Origin of the sequence: Lelliottia sp. 489 (assembly GCF_050435885.1) — a bacterium.
Taxonomy (GTDB): Bacteria; Pseudomonadota; Gammaproteobacteria; order Enterobacterales; family Enterobacteriaceae; genus Enterobacter; species Enterobacter nimipressuralis.
The window spans coordinates 605,392-624,336 of record NZ_JBNDLC010000002.1; the positions used below are offsets into that span (position 1 = coordinate 605,392).

Consider the following 18,945-nt stretch of genomic DNA (forward strand, 5'->3'; position numbering starts at 1 on the left):
ATAGAGATCGACGCTGTTCAAAGAGGATTCAGGTATGTTCATCATTCCACCGTGATCAGCATGATCGTTGAGCCAGAAAACTCGCCCGCTTCCGGCGTACCGTTGGTGCGCAGCACCGACTTAACCGTAACGTTGTCCCGCGCTTCGACATCCAGCGTAAAGCCCGATGTTCCAAGCACGTTGTCGTTCATATAAAGCTCAGAATAGAGGCTGCCGTCATCGCGCAGATCCACTTTGTCGGCGGAGTAAATATAGAGTTTCAGCGTTTGCGAGGTCGTGCAGCTGATGCTCACATTTTCGCTCACCTCATGGCCCTCCAGCTCCTTACGACTCAGCGTGCCGTGATCGAGGGTCAGCACATCCTGATCGAAATCACAGGAACCACTCGGTGCAGGAGCGGCGCCGCAGATACTGTTTGGCATTAACGGATAATCTTGAAACGTCGAAGAGTTAATTTCAGAGGCGTTGCTGCCCAGCTCTTTCCCGGCCGCATAAAAGATTCCGACGCACTCTTCGGTCGCTACCGTCGTCCCGTTGTGCCGCGTGGTGGACGTGAAAGGCAACGCAAAGACCGTTTTCAACTCTTTTCCGAGATCTCCCATCGTCTCTGCCGTTAATAAAAACGGATAGTTCCCAGACCCCCACGAACGGGGCGTGTTAAGTCCAGAGGTGCCGGCTGCGTTATGCCGATGGCCTATAAAAATCGTACATGCCGTTAAGCCATAGCAGGGATTGGGGGTGGAATCCTCCTCATCCCAGTCGGAAATGGTAAACGTGTAGTCGTAGCAATAGGTCGCGATGGTGCAGGTTTCCAGCGTATCAATCCAGGTCCAGATCGACGCCGAAGCATTCTGGCTCGTGGCCAGCCCTCCCAGCAATATCATGGCGTACATCAATCGTTTCATCAGAATATCCCTTACTGGTACTGAATTTTCAGGGTGGCGGAGGCGGTAAAAACGCCGGTTTCCACCTCGGTCGCATCGCTTTTGACAGGCGCGGCCTGCAAGACCGGTACTTCCGGCCAGGTGAACGGCATCCAGGTATTGAGCGGCATCGACTCACCGTTCATATACAGCTTGATACCCAGCCCCTCGCGGTCGGTGGCGAGATAATCATCGCTAAACGACGTCGCGGTGCCCTCGAACTGCATCTCCAGATCGTTGGAATTCAGATCCTCGCAGGCCAGCGTGTAATCAATGTTCTGCATAAAATGCTCGCCATCGATCTGCTTCGACTGCAGGTTATTGCCGAAGTCGACGTGAATGGTTTCGCCGTTATTAATTTCACAGACGCCCTCGACGATCACCCCGGTCACATTCACCGTTAGGGCGGCAAAACAGGCGGTCGTCAGCAGTAGCCCGGATGCGCCTGACAGCAGGCGGACAAAGAAACTAGTCATAGTTAAGCCTGAAGTGGATTAGCGCATTCCACGCACCCGCCACCAGCGGAGCAGCGGTACGTTCCGGCGCGATATAGTAGAAGAGCGTGTTGCCGCCAGGCTCAAGCAGCAGCGGCTGACCTTCGCTTCCCAGCCGCACATCACGGTGATCGCGATCGGTCAGGCGCAGCGCCACCCCGCTGGTGCCGGACACGCGCACCAGACCGGGATTCAAGACCTCACCCGGTGCCACAAAGCTGACGGTGACGGAAGGCTGATCGCGGCTCCAGAGCAAATTCCCGCTCCAGGCGTCGCGAATAGTCGCGGGCGAAGGGAGACAATCTTCGAGCCGGATCGCCACTCGCACGGGCGTCCCCTGGTCACCCGGCTTTTTCAGCTCACCGGTGGCGGTAGTGCCCATGTCGATCTCCTGCCACGCCGACTCCATCGCCAGCCGACAGGCGCTCTCGGTTAACGCGCCGTAGACCTGCAGCAGGCCATACTCGCCGTCCACCAGCGCCACATCATCGGCAGCGGCGGGTCCTGCGGCGAGCAGCAGCCCCAGCGCACACCCTTTTTTCCACTCTCTGAATTTCATCGCGCCTCCCGAAATCACTTACTTTTTCTTTTCCTGCGCAACGGCCTTGCACGTATTGCCGCCGCAGCTAAAGACCAGCTTCGCGCGTCCGCCAAAGTCATTCACATAGGTCAGGACTGGCGCAGCGCCCAGTGCCGACGCGGAAGGCGCGAGAACCAGCTGCCCTTTCGGCTCTACCATCACCGGCTTAAACCCCGCCGCGGCTTTGCCGGTCAGTGTCGACGACGCATTCACCAGCGAGATGAAATACGGCGTCGGATTGGTGATGCGGTACTTATCCCCTTCACGCATCAACGTGAGCTGTTCCTGGAACGGCGTGGCGTAATCCGTGCGTTTCACTTCGATGGCAGAAGGGCGATAAAACAGCTTGATGCGAGTCTGGAGCGCCAGCTGCAGGGTGTTAGGCCGGGTGCTTTTCGGCGGGATCTCGCGCAGGTTAAAGTAGAACAGCGACTCGCGATCCTGCGGCAGACGCTGGATCGAAGAAGTGGATTGCACCTTGATCTGACTCTGCTCGCCTGGCTCAATGCGCTGAACCGGCGGGAGCAACACCAGCGGATCGGTGATTTTGTTGCCCTGAGGATCTTCCACCCAGCCCTGCGCCAGATACGGCAGGGTTTTGTTTTCGTTAGTGATCCGCAGGCTGACGGATTTCGCCGCACCGTCAAAAATTACCCGGGTACGGTCCAGCGCCACGGCGGCGTTGGCCTGGGGGGCGACAGCGGTAAATGCCAGTGCGATGCCTGCCAGTGCATCCAATCGTACAATCGTCATCTTAGTCAGCTCATCTCGTTTTCTTGGCCGGTTTATTCCGGCGCGCAGGTTAAAAGCAGGTTATCCAGGACCTGCGGAAGAACAGGTGGCAGGTTCACCACGCAGCGGGCTTTGCCGTCCCATTTCACGGTCATTTTTCCATTGGCCTGGATGCCGCTCAGCCAGACGCTCCCTTCGTCGTTCACGACGCCGGTTTCCTGATTTTTGGTGTTCACCACAGAGGCGCCAAACGGCGGGAAACTGCCGTCCGCTTTGCGGATAAACGCCATCGCTTTGCCCCCGGCAATCACATCGAACTGGCGATAGCCGATGGCCCCTTCGGTGAGGGTGGCCTGGGAGACAGAGCGGGTGACGTCGGCGTTTTCGTCCAGTTTGTCCACGTCGATGCGGATCGGGTTGCGGTAGTAGCTGTTCACGTCTGCAATCACCGCCTTGCCAAAGTGGTTGGTCTTGACCGAAGCGCCAAAGCCTTTCACCGGCACGCCGCTCACCCCTGCGGTATCCACCAGCACCCGGCTTCCGCCGCGCGCGTTGGAGCGGTGCGCCGCGCCGCCTTCCGTGGTCATCGTCACTCCACCGTTGAGGGTCATCCCCAGGGCGCTGTAGTTGCCGGACTGATAGCTGGCATTGGCCTGAACCTGCGCGCTGTCGCCCTGCCAGGTGTAGTAGCCGTAGCCCGTCGGGCCGCTGCGCGAAAGGCCACTGCTGACCTGGAAGCTGTTGTGCTCATCGAGGCGGCCGTAATAGCTCACGCGATGCGTGTTATCCGTGCGGTTGACGGTGGCGCCGTAGCTCAGTGACGTGCCGTTGCCAATCGGCAGTGAAATCGACACATACGCGCCGTCATCCTTCAGGGAGTAGTATTCGCTGCGATACACGGACAGAGAGACGCTCATGTTTTTGAACGGCCCGACGTCGATGTAGCGCGACATGGAGAGCGTCAGGCGATCGTTATCGGCGCTGTTCCAGTAGGTCTGGTGGCTGTAGTTCAGATAGGTGCTCAGCCCCAGCTCGCGAAAGCGCTTGTTGAAGGAGAGCGTGTATTTCTCTTTCGGGCTGTGAGACGCCCCGCTGCCGTAGCGCGCGTCGAGATATTCCGACATGTTCATAAAGTCGCGCTCGGAGAAACGGTAGCCCGCGAAGGTCACCTGGCTGTCGTATTCATCGAAGGTTTTGGAGTAGCTGACCCGGTACGATGTGCCTGACAGCGTGCCTTCAGACGGCAGCGACGCGCGCGACTGGGTGATATCGGCGGCGAGCGCCCCCAGCAGGTAGAGATCGCGTCCCACCCCTGCCGACAGGGCGTTATAGTCTCCGCCCACCACCGTGCCGCCATACAGCGTCCAGCCGTTGGCGATCCCCCAGGAGGCTTCGCCGGAGGTAAACAGCGGCCCGGTCATGCTGTGCTCCCACTCGGAGGGTTTCCCCGCCGCCAGCTTATAGCGCACCGCGCCGGGGCGCGTCAGATAAGGCACAGAGGCCGTCGTCACCTGGAAGGTTTGCACGCTTCCATCCAGCTCTTCCACCCGCACATCCAGAGTGCCGGAAACCGCGTCATTCAGCTCCTGAATACGAAACGGCCCCGCCGCCACCTGGGTTTCATAGAGCACGCGCCCTTGCTGGCTGATCGTCACTTTACCACCGGAGCGGGCGATGCCTGTCACTTCCGGCGCGTACCCGCGCAGGCTCGGCGGCAGCATGCTGAGATCTGAGTTCAGGCTCACCCCGGTAAAGCGGAAGGTGTCAAAAATGTCCGAGCTAAGGTAATCCTCGCCCATCGTCAGCTTGGCCTTCAGCGACGGAATGGCGCGATAGAGGTAGTAGCGGCTGAAGCTAAAATCTTTATCCGTGGTACCGTTACGCTTGTCCCAGTTGGTCTGCCAGTCGGCGCGGGCGCGCCACGGCCCGAGGTTGGCCCCAAAAACGCCGGTTCCGCTCAGACTCTGGCTGTCAGACGCATTCACCGAGTGCTGGGTCTGCATGTTGAGGTTGTAATCGGCCATCACCCCAGGGATCCCCTCATCCCAGCGCGACGGCGGGTCCCAGTTCGGGGCGGTGAATTCAAGGTAAGCCTGCGGGACGGCCAGATAGAGCGTGTCTTTCGCCAGGTCGACGCGGATCTCCAGCCCTTCCAGACTGCTCTTATCCAGACACTGGCCGTCACGCAGCCAGCGCAGATCGTTCATCACGCTGGATTTCAGATTGAAGCGTGAGAGCTGATCGGGCGTCAGGCAGATCAGGCTCTGCTGGCCATTTTCGCCCTCGGGATAAACCACAATCTGCTCTTCCCGCAGGCTCTCCTTGTTCACCATAATGGTGAAGGTGTATTCGCCTGGCATCACGTAGCCGCGACGGGAGAAATGGCTAAGATCGATATTGTCTTTGTCCTGGGTATCCAGCACATCAGTGTTGAACTGGATATCATCATCAGCCCAGGGCGCTGAAACCGGCAGAAGCATCCCCAGAATAAGCATACTGAGGGTCGAGCGTCTGAATCGTGGCAGAGTCTTTTTATGCATCTCAGTAATAATCCATTCTGAAGCGAATCAGAGACTGATAAGCGCCTGATTTCAGAGGCTTACCGTCGCTGATAATCTGCAGCGCGTAGTGAAGATCGAGCGTTCCCTGCGTCACCTCTTTCGCCGGAAGCGCCACGCCTGGCAGGGCGCGGTTCCCCTCGGTGTCGCGCAGGGTCAGCTCAATGCCCTCGGCCTCTCCGCGAATGCCAAAACGTTCTGTTCCGGTCATGGGATCGAAGGTTATTTGGTAATACTCAGAGTCGAACAGGCTGTGCCCTGGTGATGGCAACATCAGGCAATTAATTAAACGAACGGTAAAATGACGCGTTGGGCCGTAGCCTTTGGTGGCTATTTCGGCGACGGGCGTTTCTCCCATATCAATCGTCTGATCGCGGCTATCAAGATCAATTGCGCAGGGGGTATAAAGCACCTCCCCTTTAATGAATACCGCGCCGTCCCCCTGGTTTGCCGCCAGTAATGGCAGGCAATAACCAGACAGGAGAAAAAGGAAGATTTTCACGATCGGCGGTGTCGATGTAGATATTAAAATATGCATCGCAATCCCTTTTCTCTTATTCGGTCAAAGTTCAATTTCAGACGGCCCGGACAGGCCGCCTGAATAACATCGTGAAATAAGGGAAAACCTTATTCGTATGCCAGAGTCCAGTTCGTCACGCCGGTGAAATCACCTTCGGTTGGTGCTTCGCCACCGATGATGTAGGCGGAATAAGCCAGGGTGTTGTCGCCATTCTGAAGGGTCTGGCCTGCGGTCGCTTCGCCCAGCGTGATGGTGTTGCTGTCGCCGTCAGTCATCACGATGCCCACGTCGGTGGCAGAACCGGTCACACCCAGTACCGCGCCGTCAACGCTGGAATTTGCGCCGGTAAAGGTGGTGGAAACGGTGTTTGCCGTATCAACAGAGCAGTTTTCCAGGTGGATGTAGAAAGGAATCGGAGTAGAAGTCCCGCCGTTTGCTACCGCAGAGCTGGAAACCTGACCCAGGTCGATGGTCTGATCGTCATCGCCCGCCGCAACGGAGCATGGCGCGTCAATCACGGAGCCGGTGAAGGTCACCACACCGCTACCTTGATCGGCCTGAGCGCCAAATGCAGTTAAACCTGAAGCCAATACCAGAGCAGAAAAAACGTTATTCAGTTTCATAAAAAGTGGTCCTGTAATTAAGGAAATGACACACAAATAAGATTTTTGATTAATGAATTTTGAGTAAAACACTCCCGCGCCAGATTAATGCTCTGGCGTCATTCCTTCACAAATCAAAAAATCTCTAAACATATTCACCAGCAAGTTCAAAGCCATTTTCGTATTTCGGCTTACGCCTCACTGATGCAATAAATAGTAACCCGTAATGACCGAAAAAAAAGGCGAAATAGCCCTTTCAGTCAATAACAAACAACTTCAACAAATAAGAGATAAAATTAGAATAATAAATACAGCAGATCTCAGCATTAGGTTTTAATACTAACAAAATGCAAAATAATAGATTATCGAACCATGAGTTAACGAATCAGGCCCGAGAGACAGACGTAAAATCAGCGCCTGTTGCCGCAGCGCGTTACATCTTCTTTACCCAATTTCACAATACATCAATAAACGCGCGGATTTATTCATATATAAAGGCGCCGCCTACTCCCCGCCCTGAAAATGGCGATATCCGCTGCGCCGCCTGAAACACGCTGGAATATTCGTTGAGGTTTTTAATTTATTGCATTTATGTTACACAGGTTACATATCCGTGCTCAGCTTATTGCCACCCCCGGCGCAACAGGCATCATGGATATCAACTTCGGCAAGAGAAATAAGCAATGATCAAAGTGGTGCTGGTGGATGACCATGTGGTAGTGCGGTCGGGTTTTGCGCAGCTGTTAAATCTGGAGGACGACCTGGTGGTCGAAGGCCAGTACAGCAGTGCGGCTGACGCCTGGTCGGCGTTAACCCACAGCGAGATTGACGTCGCGGTGCTGGATGTCGCCATGCCCGATGAAAACGGGCTTAGCCTGCTCAAGCGTCTGCGCCAGCAGCGCCCGACGTTTCGCGCCATCATTTTGAGCATCTATGACACACCTGCTTTCGTGCAAAGCGCGCTCGACGCCGGAGCCAGCGGGTATCTCACCAAGCGCTGCGGCCCGGAAGAGCTGGTGCAGGCGGTGCGCTCCGTCGGCATGGGCGGCCACTATCTCTGCGCCGACGCGGTCAAAGCCCTGCGTGGCGGCCAGCCGGTGTCGAAAGTGCTCAATGTCCTCACCCCGCGCGAGCGGGAGGTGTTCGACCTGCTGGTAAAAGGCGAAAGCGTCAAAGCCATCGCCTTTACTCTCGAGTTGAGCCATAAGACGGTTCACGTCCACCGCGCCAACGTGCTGGGAAAATTGCAGTGCAGCAGCACCATAGAGCTGGTGCATTTCGCTCTCGACAATCAGCTGCTGACGGGCCACTGATGCGGCGCTCCCTGCGGCACATTGTTCTCTCCCTGTTTATTATGCTGGCCTGGGGAACCGGCTGGCTGATGCTGTGGACGCTCAGTTTTTATCTCACTCACAACGGCCAGCAGGCGGTGCTTTTTCTGCCACAGGGCGTCTATCTGGCGCTGCTGATCCTCCTGTCGCGCCGTTTCTGGCCCGCCGTGGTATTGCCGACGCTCGCCGCCATTCTCTGGCTGCACAGTGAGCAATTACTGACAAGCTATCTGATGCTGGCCGCGCCGCCCCTCGGGCTACTCAGTGCTTACGCGGTGCAACGCTACTGGCACCGTTTTCCCCTGTACTGGCAGCGGCTGTCGCTGCTGATTGCGGCGGTGAGCGTCAACGCGCTGCTGCAAACCCTGTGTCTCGCACCGTTTCTGCAAAGCCCCGCTACGCTCCTGGGGCTGGCCTCTTTTACCGGCGGCGTGCTGCTGACACCGTTCGTCTATCTGGTGTTTGAGTTTTTACGCCAGCAACATCGCTACCATCTTCTCGGGCTGGACACGACCAATCCGCCCCTGCGCACGTCGCTGATCATCTGGTGCAGCCTGTTTTTCATCATCGGGATCGGCACGCAGATGGTGCTCTCCCCCGCCCTGGAACGCCTGCTGCTGATTGTGGTGTTCCTGCCAAATGTGGTGATGGCGTGGAAATTCGGCTGGCAGGGCGGCGTGCTCTCCGGTCTGCTCGGCAGCATGATGATCACCATTGCCCGTCAGGTGGGCGTGGGGTTTTCGGACCTGCTGGAGCTGGAGATTTTTCTCGCCACCCAGTCCCTGCTCGGCATCGGGCTGGGGATCGCCATCAGCCGTCAGCAGCAATTGGCGCTGAATCTCGATCACTATCGCCGCAGGCTCGAAGCGGAGCTGCAGGCCCGTCGGGCGCTGACCGAAAAGCTGATCCACACGGAAGAAGATACCCGCAAGCATCTGGCGCGCGAGCTGCACGACGAAATCGGCCAGAACATCACGGCGATTCAGATCCAGTCCCAGTTAGTCAAACGCGCGGGAGATACCCCTCTGGCGGTGGAAGCCGCCGGGCAGATCAACGAGCTGGCGCGACGCATCCACCATTCTACCCGCCAGCTGTTGCGCCAGCTGCGTCCGCCGGTGCTGGATGAACTCTCGCTTCAGGAGGCGCTGCACCATCTGGTGAACGAATTCGCCTTTGCCGAGCGCGGCATCGACTGCCGTTTTGACTGGCAACTGGCCGCCCCGCCGCAAAACGAGACCCTGGTCTTTACCCTCTATCGCCTGTTGCAGGAGTTGCTGAATAACGTCAGCAAACACGCAGACGCCAGCGAAGTGCGGATCGTCTTGCGCCAGCACCATGGTCGCCTGTTGCTGGAGGTCACGGACAACGGCAGCGGAATTGCGCCGGACAATGCACCCGGCTTTGGTATTCAGGGCATGCGCGAGCGCGTACACGCCCTGGGCGGTGAATTTACCCTTGAGTCGCAGGGCGGCACGCGCGTAATTGTTAACCTGCCCACAATTTTGCAACAAACACCGCACTAACCAGGAAAAAGTCTTAGTCACTCCAGACTTTCTCTCATCCCTTTTGCCTTGCACTTCCTTACAGTCAGCTCAAACGGAGAACGCCATGCACGCACTGTCTGCTGAACAGATTTCTCAACGCTATCGGGCCCTGCGCCCACGCTTGTTGCTGTGCATGGTGGTGGGCTACGCGGCGTTTTACCTGACGCGTAAAAGCGTCAATTACGTTCTGCCCGCCCTGCAGATGGATTTGGGACTGAGTAAAAGCGATATCGGGCTTATCGGGTCGCTGTTTTATCTGAGCTACGGTCTGTCGAAATTTGCCGCCGGACTGTGGCATGACCGCCACGGGCAGCGGGCGTTTATGGGGATCGGCCTGCTGGCCACCGGGGTGCTGAACGTGCTGTTTACCTTCAGCGATTCGTTTGGCCTGCTGCTGTTCATCTGGACGTTGAACGGATTCTTTCAGGGATGGGGCTGGCCGCCCTGCGCGCGCCTGCTCACCCACTGGTATTCGCGTAACGAGCGCGGCTTCTGGTGGGGATGCTGGAATACCTCCATCAACATCGGTGGGGCGATTATTCCGCTGATATGTGCCTTTGCCGCCCATCTCTGGGGCTGGCAGGCGGCGATGCTGACACCGGGGATTATCAGCATTGTGCTCGGCATTTGGCTGACCACGCAACTGCGGGGGACACCGCAGGAAGAGGGTCTGCCAACGGTCGGGGAGTGGCGCAACGATCCGCTGGAGCTGCGCCAGGAGCAGCAAAGTCCGCCGATGGGTTTGTGGCAGATGTTACGCACCACCATGCTGCAAAACCCGATGATCTGGCTGCTCGGCACCTCCTATGTGCTGGTCTATTTGATCCGCATCGCGCTGAACGACTGGGGGAACATCTGGCTGTCGGAGAGCCACGGCGTCAATCTGCTCAGCGCCAACGCGACGGTGATGCTGTTTGAGGTCGGCGGTTTGCTCGGCGCGCTGTTCGCCGGATGGGGCTCGGATCTGCTGTTCAGCGGGCAACGTGCGCCGATGATTTTGCTCTTCACGCTGGGCCTGATGGTTTCTGTCGCCGCACTGTGGCTGGCGCCGGTTCACCACTACGCCCTGCTGGCGATCTGTTTTTTTGCGGTCGGATTTTTTGTCTTTGGGCCGCAAATGCTGATTGGTCTTGCCGCCGTCGAATGCGGACACAAGCAGGCAGCAGGCTCAATTACCGGTTTTCTCGGCGTCTTTGCCTATCTGGGGGCGTCGCTTGCCGGATGGCCGTTGTCACTGGTTATTGAACATTACGGCTGGTCGGGGATGTTCAGTTTGCTCTCCATCGCCGCCGTACTGATGGGTTTATTACTGATGCCGCTGCTGATGTCGGGCATCACCGCTTCTCGCAGTCACATAACGTCTTAAAAGGGCTGAATAATGAAAACAACGCTTCTCTCTACCCTCATTGCTTCCGGGATCGCGCTGGCTACCTTGACCGGTGCCGCACAGGCCAAAGGCCGTCTGGTGGTCTATTGCAGCGCCACTAACGAAATGTGCGAAGTCGAAACCAAAGCGTTCGGCGATAAGTACGACGTCAAAACCTCGTTTATCCGCAACGGCTCCGGCAGCACGCTGGCGAAAGTCGATGCCGAGAAGAAAAACCCGCAGGCAGACGTCTGGTACGGCGGCACGCTGGACCCTCAGTCTCAGGCCGGTGAAATGGGGCTGCTGCAGCCATACAAATCAAAAAATCTTGAGCAGATCATGGAGAAATTCCGCGATCCCGCCAAGGTGAAAGGCAACCTCTCCTCCGCCGTTTACGTCGGTATTTTGGGCTTTGGCGTCAACACCCAGCGCCTGAAAGAGAAAAACCTGCCGGTACCGAAGTGCTGGAAAGATCTGACCAAGCCGGAATACAAAGGCGAGATCCAGATCGCCGATCCGCAAAGCTCCGGCACCGCCTATACCGCGCTGGCAACCTTCGTGCAGCTGTGGGGCGAAGATCAGGCGTTCGACTACCTGAAACAGCTCAACGGCAATGTCTCCCAGTACACCAAATCCGGCATCGCCCCGGCGCGTAACGCCGCGCGCGGTGAAACCGCCATCGGCATTGGTTTCCTGCACGACTACTCGCTGGAAAAAGAACAGGGCGCACCGCTGGAGCTGATTTCACCGTGCGAAGGCACCGGGTATGAGATCGGCGGCGTCAGCATTCTGAAAGGCGCGCGTAACGAAGAGAACGCGAAGCTGTTCGTGGACTGGGTGCTGTCAAAAGAGGCGCAGGAACTGGCGTGGAAGAAAGGCAAATCCTACCAAATCCTGACCAACACCACCGCCGAGACGTCGCCGAACTCCCTGAAACTCGACGATCTGAAGCTGATTAGCTACGACATGGACAAGTACGGCTCAACGGATGTGCGCAAAGCGCTGATCAACAAATGGGTCAGCGACGTGAAGATGGGTAAATAAGCCCGCGATACGTGGTCAATGCCGGGTGGCGTCTGCGCGTGACCCGGCCAACATTTTCCTCAACACCCGGAAAACTTATGTCACACACACTCGCTCTTCATCCCGTCAAAAAACGGGATGCGGTATTCCTGTGGGTTTTAGTCGGCTGGCTGGCGTTTGCGCTGCTGCCGAGCTGGAGCCTCGATTACGGCCTGCTGGAGTCGACGCGCGAGGAAATTCTCGACGCCTACAGCTGGTCCCATTTCAATATCAGCTGGCTGTGGTATTTGCTGCCAAGCCTGCTGCTGGTGCGGCCGTTTAACGAAGCGAAGCGCGAGCAGCGCAGCCGCCACTATCTCGACGCCGGTTGGGCGCTGCTGTGCATGGCCTTTATCGTCGTCAGCGCTACGGTGGAAGGACGCGGGTTAGGCTTCGCCACCATTGTGCTGTTCGTTGCTCTCGGCGCGATTATGACTCTGGCGCTGACGCGTCTGGAGTGGCTGGGCGGCGACCGCTTTGTGATTGGCTCGCTGATCACCATTGTGGCCCTGATCGGTATCTTTATCGTCTGGCCGAGCATCGCGATTTTCATTCCGATGTTCACCAACGACGCCGGGGAGTTCGCCCCGCTGGCCTTTATGAATGTGCTGTCGCAGGCGCACATCGTGCAGGTAATTATCAACTCCGTTCTGCTGTCGATTGCCGTCGGTATCGGCTGTACTTTCTTCGGGCTGGTGCTGGCGATCTACACCACCCGCATCGCGAAACGCAGCGCCATCATTGGCCGCATCTTCTCGATCCTGCCGATCGTCACCCCGCCGTTTGTGGTGGGCTTAGGCGTAACGCTGATGATGGGCCGCTCCGGCTACATCACCGAGCTGATGGTCGACTGGTTCGGCCTGACCAACACCAACTGGCTGTACGGTTTCACCGGTATCTGGCTGGCGCAGGTGCTGGCGTTTACCCCGATGGCTTTTATGATCCTCGACGGCGCGATCAAAACCATCCATCCCTCGCTAGAAGAGGCTTCCTATACGCTGCGCGCCAGCCGCTGGCAGACCTTTAACGGCGTCTTCGTGCCGCTGCTGAAACCCGCGCTCGCCAATGCGTTCCTGATCGTCATCGTCCAGTCGCTGGCTGACTTCAGTAACCCGCTGGTGCTCGGCGGTAACTTCGACGTATTAGCCACCCAAATCTACTTCTACATCACCGGCTCACAGCTCGATTATCAGGCCGCCAGCACCCTCGGCGCGTTCCTGCTGGTCTTCTCCCTGCTGGTGTTCTGCATTCAGTACATGTGGATCGGCAAGCGCTCGTACGTCACGGTCTCCGGCAAATCCTACCGTGGCGACGTGCAGCCCCTGCCGGTGACGCTGGTGTGGAGCGTGGTCGCCCTGCTGACGGTGTGGATCGCCTTTAACGCCCTGCTTTACGGCAGCATTTTCTACGGCAGCTTTACGGTCAACTGGGGCGTGGATTACACCCTGACGCTGGATAACTTTATCAAGCTGTTCGGCCAGGGCATGAGCGACGGCGCATGGCCTTCGCTGCTCGATACCCTGCTCTACGCCGGGATCGCCGCGCCGATCACCGCCGGTTTTGGTCTGCTGATCGCCTGGGTCGTCGTGCGCCAGCAGTTCAAAGGCAAAAAGACCATCGAATTCACCACCATGCTCTGCTTCGCCGTGCCGGGTACGGTGGCGGGTGTGTCGTACATTCTGGCCTTTAACAGCGCCCCGGTTTACCTCACCGGCACCGCGGCGATTGTGATTATTTCGATGGTGATGCGTAACGTGCCGGTCGGCATTCGCGCCGGGATTGCGGGCTTAGGGCAGATCGACAAATCGCTCGATGAGGCCTCTCTTAGCCTGCGCGCGGGCTCCCTGCGCACCATCACCCACATTCTGCTGCCGCTGTTGCGCCCGGCGATTCTGTCGGCGCTGATCTACAGCTTCGTGCGTGCCATTACTACCGTCAGCGCCATTGTGTTCCTCGTCACGCCAGACACCCGCGTGGCCACGGCCTACATTCTGAACCGCGTGGAAGACGGCGAATACGGCGTGGCGATTGCCTACGGCTCAATCCTGATTGTGGTCATGCTGGCGATCATTTTCCTCTTTGACTGGCTGATCGGTGAGGCGCGTACCTCCCGTTCCAAAGCTAAAAACCAGGCGTAAAACTATGACTCAGAAACATTTCGTTGAACTGCGCAATGTCACCAAGCGCTTCGGGAATAATACCGTTATCGAGAACATCAATCTGGCGATCCCGCAGGGACAGATGGTGACGCTCCTCGGCCCGTCCGGCTGTGGGAAAACCACCGTCCTGCGCCTGGTCGCCGGGCTGGAAAAGCCGACTGAAGGGCAGATTCTTATTGACGGCGAGGATGTGACTCATCGCTCCATCCAGCAGCGTGATATCTGCATGGTGTTCCAGTCTTACGCCCTGTTTCCGCATATGTCGCTGGGCGAGAACGTAGGCTACGGCCTGAAAATGCTCGGCGTGTCGCGCGCGGAAACCAAAGCGCGGGTGAAAGAGGCGCTGGCGATGGTCGATCTGGAAGGATTTGAAGATCGCTATGTCGATCAGATCTCCGGCGGCCAGCAGCAGCGCGTGGCCCTGGCGCGCGCGCTGATTCTTAAACCGAAGGTGCTGCTGTTTGATGAGCCGCTGAGTAACCTCGACGCCAACCTGCGCCGCAGTATGCGCGACAAAATTCGCGAGCTGCAAAAGCAGTTCAATATCACGTCACTCTACGTGACGCACGATCAGAGCGAGGCGTTTGCGGTGTCGGACACGGTGCTGGTGATGAACAAAGGCAATATTATGCAGATCGGTTCGCCGCAGGATCTCTATCGCCAGCCCGCGTCGCGTTTTATGGCGAGCTTTATGGGCGACGCAAACCTGTTCCCGGCCCGCTTTAGCGACGATTACGTGGAGATCCACGGCTATCGTCTGCCGCGCCCGATGCACTTTGCGCGTGAAGGTTCCGGCTCCGTCGGCGTGCGCCCGGAAGCCATCACCCTGAGCGAACGCGGAGACGACAGCCAGCGCTGTACTATTCGTCACGTCGCCTACATGGGGCCGCAGTACGAGGTAATTGTGGAGTGGCACGGGCAGGAGATTTTGCTGCAGGTTAACGCCACGCGTCTGCAGCCCAACGAAGGCGACGATTACTACCTGGAGATCCACCCGTACGGCATGTTTGTGCTGGCAGACGCGGCGTGAGTTTGCCCGGCGGCGTTACGCGTGCCGGGCCTGCGGGTTTTCAAGCCGGGTCAGGCGAAGCCGCCGCCCGGCGATGCTTAGCGCAGAGCCTTAAGCTCAGCAATATCCTTCGGCGTGGTGCGACAGCACCCGCCAATCAGCTTTGCCCCTGCCGCAATCCACTGCGGCAGATACCCCGCCAGCGTTTCACAGGCTTCGCCGTGATGGTGCCAGGTTTTGCTCACCGCGTCGTAGTGCTCACCGGAATTCGGATAGACCACCAGCGGTAGATCCGTCAGCGTGTGCAGATGCTGAAGCGCCGCCGTGGTGTTTTCCAGCGCAATACAGTTTATCCCCAGCGCCACAATCTGCGGATTATCCGCCAGTGCAGCCACTACCTCTCGCAGCGGCGTGCCGTCACTCAGATGCTCGCTGTCGCGCAGGGTAAACGAGAACCACGCTTTCGCGCGGGGATAGCTTTCCAGCAGCGCCGCCAGCGCGGTGATCTCCGCAAACGAGGGGAGCGTTTCGCAGGCCAGCAGATCGGCCCCCGCATCCAGCAGGGCTTCTACCCGCGAACGGTGAAAATCGGTAAACGCCGCAGCACTTCGGACGTAATCCCCGCGATATTCAGAGCCGTCCGCCAGAAACGCGCCGTAAGGCCCCACGGAACCGGCCACCAGCAGCGTGCCCGCCTGCGGGTTTTCCGCCAGACAGGCTTCACGCGCCTTGCGCGCCAGCTCCACGCTTTTGCCGATCAGCGCGCGGGATTGCGCTTCATCGTAGCCGCGTGCGGCAAACCCTTCTGCCGTCGCCTGATAGCTGGCAGTGATCGCCACCTGCGCGCCGGCGCGGAAATAATCGAGATGCACTTCGCGGATCAGCTCCGGGTTCTCTACCAGCACTTTGGCGGACCACAGGCTGTCGGCAAGGTGACAACCGCGCGCTTCCAGTTCCGTCGCCATCGCTCCGTCCAGCACGATAAAGGGCTGTGTTTCTAGGAGGGAGGTAAGCGGATTATTCTGCGACATGTTCAGGCTCCTGGGTTTTTGAGGTTTGAGTCAGGTAGTAGGCACCATAACACAGGGCGACAAACGGCAGCCCGCAGTAAAGGGCAATACACTGGGTCGGATCAAACGCCAGCCCGACGCAGGCCACCAGGCACAGCACAAAGCCCAGCACCGGAACCAGCGGATACCACGGCGCGCGATACTGCAGATCGCCCAGCGCTTTACCGGCCTGAAGATGGCGACGGCGGAACATAAAGTGCGACGCGCAGATGCTGATCCACACCGCCACCACCGCAAAACCTGAAATAGCCGAGAGCGCGACAAACACCGTATCCGGCGCGATGACGCTGGAGAACAGCGCCAGAACGCCGCCCAGCATACTCACGGAGATCGCCGTCAGCGGGACGCCATTTTTATTGACCTGCGCAAAGCAGCGCGGCAGCGTTTTTTCATTGGAGAGCGACCACAACATGCGCCCCGACGCATACAGCCCGGAGTTGGCCGCCGAGAGGATTGCCGTCAGGATCACGAAGTTAAAAATATCCGCCGCATAGGGAATGCCGACTTTCTCGAACACCAGCACGAAGGGGCTTTTTTCAACGCCAGCCTGCTGCATCGGGATCAGCGCCGCCAGCACAAACACGGTGCCGATAAAGAAAATGATTAACCGCGCGATAGTGGTGCGGATCGCCACCGGAATCACTTTATGCGGGTTCTGCGTTTCGCCCGCCGCGATACCGATAAGCTCCGTGCCTGAAAAGGCAAAGTTGACCGCCACCATCGTCATCAGGATCGGCAGACCGCCATGCGGGAACCAGCCTTCTGCGGTGATATTCGCCAGCCCCGGCGCGGGTGAGCCGTCCTGCATCGGGATAAAACCAAAGATTGCCGCCCCGCCCAGAATGATAAAGGCGATGATGGTGATCACTTTGACCAGCGAGAACCAGAATTCCCCTTCAGCGAAAAAGCGCGTGGAGATGACGTTGAGGGCAAAAATGACGGCGCAGAAGACCACGCACCAGATCCATACCGGAACCTGCGGGAACCAGTACTGCATACAGAATCCTGCGGCGGTAAAGCTCGAACCGAGGGCGACCGTCCAGGTGAGCCAGTAGAGCCACGCCACCGTATACCCTGTCGCCGGGCCGAGGTAGCGCGCCGCATAAACGTGAAACGCGCCGGTTTCCGGCATCGCCACGGAGAGTTCACCCAGGCACTGCATTACCAGCCATACCACCAGCGCGCCGATGAGATACGCCAGCAGCGTCCCGGCCGCACCGGTGGTGGAAATGATGTAACCCGTGTTGAAAAACAACCCTGTCCCAATCACGCCACCCAGCGAAAGCATAATCAGGTGGCGGGTTTTCATGGTGCGCTTTAGCTGCCCATTTTCTTGTTCTGTTTGCATATTACCTTCTAAACGTATGGACATCTAAACATCCAAAGAAGGTTTGTTATACCGTGATTGTTAACAAAAAGCTACCCATGAACCAGCCGCAGCCTGGCGCGGCGCGCGCTGAGACGAGGGTGATGAGTGAGAATGACGTAGAGAATCGGTCGCCAGGCCATAAGCACCTCCACAGAGCAGATACTTACAGCATGGCGCGGGGCGCTGACTTCTTCGGTCAGTCGAAAGTGGTAACGTTCTGAGGGGAGTTCACACATAAAGGTGTTGCCACATGCGGCCCGCATCTCATCAAACGCGTGATGCGCGGGCGGTTTATCGGGTGCACGGCGTTTTCCCGACCGCCGGTGTTATGGTGATCTCCGTAACAAAATTGGTAATTCCCTCAAAGGGTTCTATAGTCGACTCTGTTTCTTAGCCACCAGGACTCGCTAATGCGCTTTAACGGACTGACTAAAGGTTTTTTCATTCTTATTCTCGCCATTGTTTCAGTGGCGTTCTTCGATATTCTCGCACCCTACTTTTCCGCCGTGTTATGGGCGTCAATCCTGGCGGTCATTTTCCATCCGGTGAAAAACAAACTGCGCGGATGGGTGGGTGAACGTAACGGCGTGGCGTCGCTGCTGACGCTGCTGGTGATTTGCCTGATCGTCTTTACGCCGCTGATCGTGATCCTGTCGTCGCTGGCCATCGAGCTAAACGTGGTTTACACCAAGCTCCAGCATACCAATCCGCAGTTTCCGGAGGTGGTGGCGAGCCTGTTTTCACACCTACCGGATTGGGCGCGGAACTTCCTCGTCGAACACAACCTGGATAACGCCAGCCAGATCCAGCAAAAGCTGTCGGATGTGGCGCTGAAGGGCGGTCAATATCTGGCGGGCAGCGCCTTCTTAATCGGCAAAGGGACGTTTGGCTTTGCGATTAGCTTTGGTGTGATGATCTATCTGCTGTTTTTCCTGCTCAAAGACGGGCCTTATCTGGTGCGCCAGATCCTCGATTCGCTGCCGCTGTCCGATTTTGTTAAACAGCATCTGTTCGCCAAATTCGCCGCCGTCTCGCGCGCCACCGTAAAAGGCACCGCCGTGGTCGCCGTGGTTCAGGGGATTCTGGGCGGGATCGCCTTTTACATTGCCGGTATCGACGGCAGCGTCCTGTGGGGCGCGCTGATGGCCTTCCTCTCCCTCATCCCAGCCGTCGGCTCGGCCATTATCTGGGTGCCCGCCGCCATCTTCCTGTTCGCCACGCAGCAACTGTGGCAGGGGTTCTTTATCGTCGGCTTCTTTGTGATCATCGTCGGGCTGGTGGATAACATCCTGCGTCCGCTGCTGGTCGGGAAAGACACCAAAATGCCGGACTATTTAATCCTGATCTCCACTCTGGGCGGGATGGAGATTTACGGCATCAACGGGTTTGTCATCGGGCCGCTGGTCGCCGCGCTGTTTATCGCCTGCTGGAATTTGCTCTCCGGGCGCGACCACGCGGGGAACGTCGACGAAATCGACGAAGCGTTCATCGAAGAGGGGAAAAATCCTCCCGATTTGTGAAAACGTGACGATAAATAACAGACTGGCGGCCACGGGCCGCCATTTTTTTGTCACACCAAATCAGGCGTTTCCTATAATTTCAAGAACGCTATCCCACTAACGGCTG

Annotated in this window: 16 protein-coding genes; 7 read left to right on the forward strand and 9 right to left on the reverse strand. The window is 57.8% G+C overall.

The features are described 5' to 3' along the window. Positions 1 to 41: 41 nt before the first annotated feature. From ABIE11_RS10880 to ABIE11_RS10910, 7 genes are all read right to left on the reverse strand, one after another. Positions 42 to 905 carry a hypothetical protein gene (locus ABIE11_RS10880; RefSeq protein WP_102104341.1) on the reverse strand — a complete coding sequence of 288 codons (864 nt, stop codon included), beginning with the start codon at positions 903 to 905 and terminating at the stop codon, positions 42 to 44. Between the two features lie 11 nt (positions 906 to 916). Further along, a complete protein-coding gene (locus ABIE11_RS10885; RefSeq protein ID WP_102104342.1) occupies positions 917 to 1,399 on the reverse strand; it encodes a fimbrial protein in 483 nt (160 codons plus the stop codon). Further along, a complete protein-coding gene (locus ABIE11_RS10890; protein WP_102104415.1) occupies positions 1,392 to 1,976 on the reverse strand; it encodes a fimbrial protein in 585 nt (194 codons plus the stop codon). Before ABIE11_RS10890 ends, ABIE11_RS10885 begins: the two co-directional genes overlap by 8 nt. An 18-nt stretch (positions 1,977 to 1,994) precedes the next feature. After that, a complete protein-coding gene (locus ABIE11_RS10895) occupies positions 1,995 to 2,750 on the reverse strand; it encodes a fimbria/pilus periplasmic chaperone (protein WP_429184483.1) in 756 nt (251 codons plus the stop codon). Between the two features lie 32 nt (positions 2,751 to 2,782). Next, the gene (locus tag ABIE11_RS10900) at positions 2,783 to 5,269 is read right to left on the reverse strand and encodes an outer membrane usher protein (protein ID WP_429184484.1); all 2,487 of its coding nucleotides are present in this window, start codon (positions 5,267 to 5,269) and stop codon (positions 2,783 to 2,785) included. Between the two features lies 1 nt (position 5,270). Then, positions 5,271 to 5,825 carry a fimbrial protein gene (locus ABIE11_RS10905; protein WP_100777481.1) on the reverse strand — a complete coding sequence of 185 codons (555 nt, stop codon included), beginning with the start codon at positions 5,823 to 5,825 and terminating at the stop codon, positions 5,271 to 5,273. 89 nt (positions 5,826 to 5,914) lie between these two features. After that, positions 5,915 to 6,430 carry a fimbrial protein gene (locus ABIE11_RS10910; RefSeq protein ID WP_429184485.1) on the reverse strand — a complete coding sequence of 172 codons (516 nt, stop codon included), beginning with the start codon at positions 6,428 to 6,430 and terminating at the stop codon, positions 5,915 to 5,917. A gap of 662 nt (positions 6,431 to 7,092) precedes the next feature. Here ABIE11_RS10910 and ABIE11_RS10915 point away from each other — a divergent pair. The 6 genes from ABIE11_RS10915 (at position 7,093) to fbpC (ending at position 14,901) form a co-directional block, all read left to right on the forward strand. Further along, entirely contained in the window at positions 7,093 to 7,722 is a 630-nt protein-coding gene (locus tag ABIE11_RS10915; protein ID WP_429184486.1) for a response regulator, read from the forward strand. After that, positions 7,722 to 9,263, forward strand: coding sequence for an MASE1 domain-containing sensor histidine kinase (locus tag ABIE11_RS10920; RefSeq protein WP_429184487.1), 1,542 nt, complete (start codon positions 7,722 to 7,724; stop codon positions 9,261 to 9,263). Before ABIE11_RS10915 ends, ABIE11_RS10920 begins: the two co-directional genes overlap by 1 nt. Positions 9,264 to 9,348: 85 nt before the next feature. Continuing rightward, on the forward strand, positions 9,349 to 10,650 hold the full coding sequence (gene uhpC / locus ABIE11_RS10925; protein ID WP_429184488.1) for an MFS transporter family glucose-6-phosphate receptor UhpC: 1,302 nt from the start codon (positions 9,349 to 9,351) through the stop codon (positions 10,648 to 10,650). Positions 10,651 to 10,662: 12 nt separating this feature from the next. Then, entirely contained in the window at positions 10,663 to 11,694 is a 1,032-nt protein-coding gene (locus ABIE11_RS10930) for an ABC transporter substrate-binding protein (RefSeq protein ID WP_100777486.1), read from the forward strand. Positions 11,695 to 11,771: 77 nt separating this feature from the next. After that, positions 11,772 to 13,850 carry an ABC transporter permease gene (locus ABIE11_RS10935; protein WP_100777487.1) on the forward strand — a complete coding sequence of 693 codons (2,079 nt, stop codon included), beginning with the start codon at positions 11,772 to 11,774 and terminating at the stop codon, positions 13,848 to 13,850. Between the two features lie 4 nt (positions 13,851 to 13,854). Beyond that, positions 13,855 to 14,901, forward strand: coding sequence for a ferric ABC transporter ATP-binding protein (gene fbpC, locus ABIE11_RS10940; RefSeq protein WP_429184489.1), 1,047 nt, complete (start codon positions 13,855 to 13,857; stop codon positions 14,899 to 14,901). Between the two features lie 77 nt (positions 14,902 to 14,978). Here fbpC and mmuM read toward each other — a convergent pair whose 3' ends face one another. Both mmuM and mmuP read right to left on the reverse strand, forming a co-directional pair. Then, positions 14,979 to 15,911: a homocysteine S-methyltransferase gene (mmuM, locus tag ABIE11_RS10945; protein ID WP_194512878.1), complete on the reverse strand. Its 933-nt coding sequence runs from the start codon at positions 15,909 to 15,911 to the stop codon at positions 14,979 to 14,981. Then, positions 15,898 to 17,298 (reverse strand): S-methylmethionine permease, encoded by a 1,401-nt coding sequence (gene mmuP / locus ABIE11_RS10950; protein WP_429184490.1) that lies wholly within the window; start codon positions 17,296 to 17,298, stop codon positions 15,898 to 15,900. Before mmuP ends, mmuM begins: the two co-directional genes overlap by 14 nt. Positions 17,299 to 17,729: 431 nt before the next feature. Here mmuP and ABIE11_RS10955 point away from each other — a divergent pair, with 431 nt between their 5' ends. Continuing rightward, positions 17,730 to 18,839, forward strand: a complete 1,110-nt coding sequence (locus ABIE11_RS10955; RefSeq protein WP_100777491.1) for an AI-2E family transporter — start codon at positions 17,730 to 17,732, stop codon at positions 18,837 to 18,839. Positions 18,840 to 18,945: the final 106 nt, after the last annotated feature.

Bases quoted from the DNA above. Each gene is read 5' to 3' on its own strand.
- ABIE11_RS10890 (WP_102104415.1), bottom strand. From the start codon at position 1,976: ATGAAATTCAGAGAGTGGAAAAAAGGGTGTGCGCTGGGGCTGCTGCTC.
- mmuP (WP_429184490.1), bottom strand. From the start codon at position 17,298: ATGCAAACAGAACAAGAAAATGGGCAGCTAAAGCGCACCATGAAAACC.
- uhpC (WP_429184488.1), top strand. From the start codon at position 9,349: ATGCACGCACTGTCTGCTGAACAGATTTCTCAACGCTATCGGGCCCTG.
- ABIE11_RS10880 (WP_102104341.1), bottom strand. From the start codon at position 905: ATGAAACGATTGATGTACGCCATGATATTGCTGGGAGGGCTGGCCACG.
- fbpC (WP_429184489.1), top strand. From the start codon at position 13,855: ATGACTCAGAAACATTTCGTTGAACTGCGCAATGTCACCAAGCGCTTC.
- ABIE11_RS10885 (WP_102104342.1), bottom strand. From the start codon at position 1,399: ATGACTAGTTTCTTTGTCCGCCTGCTGTCAGGCGCATCCGGGCTACTG.
- ABIE11_RS10910 (WP_429184485.1), bottom strand. From the start codon at position 6,430: ATGAAACTGAATAACGTTTTTTCTGCTCTGGTATTGGCTTCAGGTTTA.
- ABIE11_RS10955 (WP_100777491.1), top strand. From the start codon at position 17,730: ATGCGCTTTAACGGACTGACTAAAGGTTTTTTCATTCTTATTCTCGCC.
- ABIE11_RS10935 (WP_100777487.1), top strand. From the start codon at position 11,772: ATGTCACACACACTCGCTCTTCATCCCGTCAAAAAACGGGATGCGGTA.
- ABIE11_RS10895 (WP_429184483.1), bottom strand. From the start codon at position 2,750: ATGACGATTGTACGATTGGATGCACTGGCAGGCATCGCACTGGCATTT.
- ABIE11_RS10920 (WP_429184487.1), top strand. From the start codon at position 7,722: ATGCGGCGCTCCCTGCGGCACATTGTTCTCTCCCTGTTTATTATGCTG.
- mmuM (WP_194512878.1), bottom strand. From the start codon at position 15,911: ATGTCGCAGAATAATCCGCTTACCTCCCTCCTAGAAACACAGCCCTTT.
- ABIE11_RS10900 (WP_429184484.1), bottom strand. From the start codon at position 5,269: ATGCATAAAAAGACTCTGCCACGATTCAGACGCTCGACCCTCAGTATG.
- ABIE11_RS10905 (WP_100777481.1), bottom strand. From the start codon at position 5,825: ATGCATATTTTAATATCTACATCGACACCGCCGATCGTGAAAATCTTC.
- ABIE11_RS10915 (WP_429184486.1), top strand. From the start codon at position 7,093: ATGATCAAAGTGGTGCTGGTGGATGACCATGTGGTAGTGCGGTCGGGT.
- ABIE11_RS10930 (WP_100777486.1), top strand. From the start codon at position 10,663: ATGAAAACAACGCTTCTCTCTACCCTCATTGCTTCCGGGATCGCGCTG.